This is a genomic window from Polaromonas sp. P1_G2 (assembly GCF_056405515.1).
In genome coordinates this window covers 1-2,629 of sequence record NZ_JBFUBY010000406.1, presented here as the reverse complement: position 1 = coordinate 2,629, position 2,629 = coordinate 1, and the positions used below count along the sequence as shown (strand labels likewise).

Genomic DNA, 2,629 nt, shown 5'->3' with positions numbered 1-2,629 from the left:
AGCTGGGACCTGGTGGAGGACATTGATGCGCTCGATCCGCGGCCGCCGGTGATCGTGTTTTCGCCCAGCGCCGCGGACCTGACGGTAAGCAAACAGGCCGAGGCTGTCCTGTTCAAGGTCCGGACCTCCAACATTGAGCTGTTAAGTACCATCCGGCGTATTCTGCAGATTCCCGCAGACCCTCCCGCCGTCCCAGGCCCTGTGCAGACCCATGCCGGCCCTCCCTCGTCGCATTTTTTACATTGAGGACGAGCCTGGTATCCCTCACGCCAGCCCGCACCACTGCGCGATGCGATGCGTCATGTCACCCCACAGGCCGAACACGGCCGCCAGCACCAGCACGCCACCGGCCAGGCGCACGCCCAGTTGCCCGCCCAGGCCGTTGCCGGCACGCCGCAAGCCGGCCAGCAGCCGCGGCGCCAGCAGCAGGGAGATGCCGCTGCCCACGGCAAAAGCCGCCATGGCCAGCGCGCCTTGCAGCGGCCCGCCGCTCAGCGAGGCCACCAGCAGCGCCGAATACAGCAGGCTGCAGGGCATGAAAGCCCACAGCGCGCCCACCGAAAACATGCCGCCGCGCGAAGCGGCCACGGCTCCCACCCGTGACCAGGCCGAGCGCCCTGCCCGGTCCGCCCAGGCCGGCTGGCTGGCGTTGACTACCAGCATCAGTCCCCAGCCCAGAACGGCCAGATGGAACAGCACCCAGAGCGGCTTGACCACGGCGGCCTGTTCCGTCATCCAGGCAAAACTTTGCACCGCCGCCGCTGCCGCCGCGCCGGCGGTGGAATAGCCGGCCAGCCGCCCGGCCTGGAAGGCCAGCGGCGACTGCGGCCGCCGCTGCGCGCCCATGCGCCTCAGGCCGCCGCAGGCCGCGCCGCACATCACGGCGCAATGCGGGCCGCCGGCCAGGCCCATCAGCAAGGCTGTCGTGGTCAGTGCGTAGGACATGGTGACGCGGACCTCAAGCCGCCTAAATGATGCGCGAGAAGCGGCTGCGGTTGAGGTCGGACTGCAGGTAGCGGTCAAACACCATGGCGACCGCGCGCAGCACAAACCGGCCTTCGGGCGTCACCGCTATGCCGGCGTCGGACAGCACCACCAGGCCGGCGCTTTCCAGTTCGCGAAGGCGCTCCAGTTCCGCCGCGAAGTAAGCCTTGAAGTCCAGCATCCAGGCGAGTTCTATCGATTCGAACCACACCTGGCCCTGGCACATGATGGCCATGATCACCGCGCGGCGCGCCAGGTCGTCCCGGCTCAGCGCCAGGCCGCGCGTGACCGGAAACCTCCCCTGGTCCAGCAGGTCGCAATACTCTTCCAGCGTCTTGGCGTTCTGGCTGTAAGTGGCGCCGACCGCGCCTATGGCCGACACCCCCAGGCCGACCAGGTCGCGGTCGGGCTGGGTGCTGTAGCCCTGGAAGTTGCGGTGCAGCCGGCCCTCGCGGCTGGCCACGGCCAGCGCATCGTTCTCGAGGGCGAAATGGTCCATGCCGATGTAGCGGTAGCCCGCGCCCTGGAAGCGCGCCATGGCCTCGGCCAGCATGGCGGCCTTGTCCTCGGCCGCCGGCAGCAGCGCCAGCGGGATGTGCCGTTGCGGCTTGAAGCGTTCCGGCAAATGGGCGTAGGCGTAGAGGGCGATGCGGTCCGGCCTGAGCTCCTCGATCTGGCGTATCGTGCGCGCGAAGGAGGTTTGCGTCTGGCGCGGCAGGCCGTAGATCAGGTCCACATTGATGGATTCAAAGCCGAGCGCGCGCGCCTCGGCGACCAGCGCGAACACCTGCTCCGCCGGCTGGACGCGGTGCACGGCCTTCTGCACATCGGTGTCAAAATCCTGCACGCCGAAGCTCAGGCGGTTGAAGCCCAGGGCGGCCAGCGCGGCCAGGCGCTGCTGGTCCACGGTGCGCGGATCCACCTCGATGGACATCTCCGCGCCGGCGACGATGTCGAAATTGCGCCTGAGCATGTCCATGAGCTGTGCGAGTTCCGCGTCAGACAAAAAAGTCGGTGTGCCCCCGCCCAGGTGCAGCTGGCTGACGGGCTGGCCCCGGCCCAGGCGCGCCGTGTACAGGGCCACTTCGCGCTCCAGGTAGCCCAGGTAGGCCGCGGCGCGGCTGTGCTGTTTGGTGATGATCTTGTTGCAGGCGCAGTAGTAGCACAGCGACTCGCAAAACGGGATGTGCACATACAGTGACAGCGGCGCGGCCGAGGCTTCGGCCCGGGATCGCCTGTCGTCCAGCGCGCGGCCGTGGTCGCCGGCGCTAAAGGCCTCGACAAAGCGGTCCGCCGTGGGGAAAGAGGTATAGCGCGGCCCGGAGATGTCGAAGCGCTTGAGGGCCTGGGGTAGAACTGCGGGCATGGAATGCTTGGGGGAGTGTGAGGCCTCCACTGTGCCGCCGCGCCGCCCCGGCCGCGTTGACATGGATCAACGGGGGCGCAGGGGTGGGCGCGTTTGCCTTGTGCTTGACCTGCGTCAAATCACGGGAAGGGGCGCGCCGTAAGCTGGCGGCTTCGCTGTCGCCCTGGGTCCAAGGGCCCCGGCCGCTAACCCTTCACTCCTTATGCCCAACTCCCAAGCAATCCAAGCAATCCAAGCAATCCAAGCCTCCCCCGCCACTCCCCTTCCCCACCGAAAAGT

Annotated in this window: 3 protein-coding genes; 1 reads left to right on the top strand and 2 read right to left on the bottom strand. The window is 68.1% G+C overall.

Going from position 1 to position 2,629, the window contains the following annotated elements:
- The coding region (locus AC1D0P_RS24315) for a hypothetical protein (RefSeq protein WP_477679081.1) at positions 1–246 on the top strand (246 nt) is incomplete at its 5' end.
- Between the two features lie 18 nt (positions 247–264).
- Here AC1D0P_RS24315 and AC1D0P_RS24310 read toward each other — a convergent pair.
- Both AC1D0P_RS24310 and hemN read right to left on the bottom strand, forming a co-directional pair.
- Positions 265–945: a sulfite exporter TauE/SafE family protein gene (locus AC1D0P_RS24310; RefSeq protein ID WP_477679080.1), complete on the bottom strand. Its 681-nt coding sequence runs from the start codon at positions 943–945 to the stop codon at positions 265–267.
- Positions 946–967: 22 nt separating this feature from the next.
- Positions 968–2,350: an oxygen-independent coproporphyrinogen III oxidase gene (hemN, locus tag AC1D0P_RS24305; RefSeq protein WP_477679079.1), complete on the bottom strand. Its 1,383-nt coding sequence runs from the start codon at positions 2,348–2,350 to the stop codon at positions 968–970.
- Positions 2,351–2,629 lie beyond the last annotated feature (279 nt).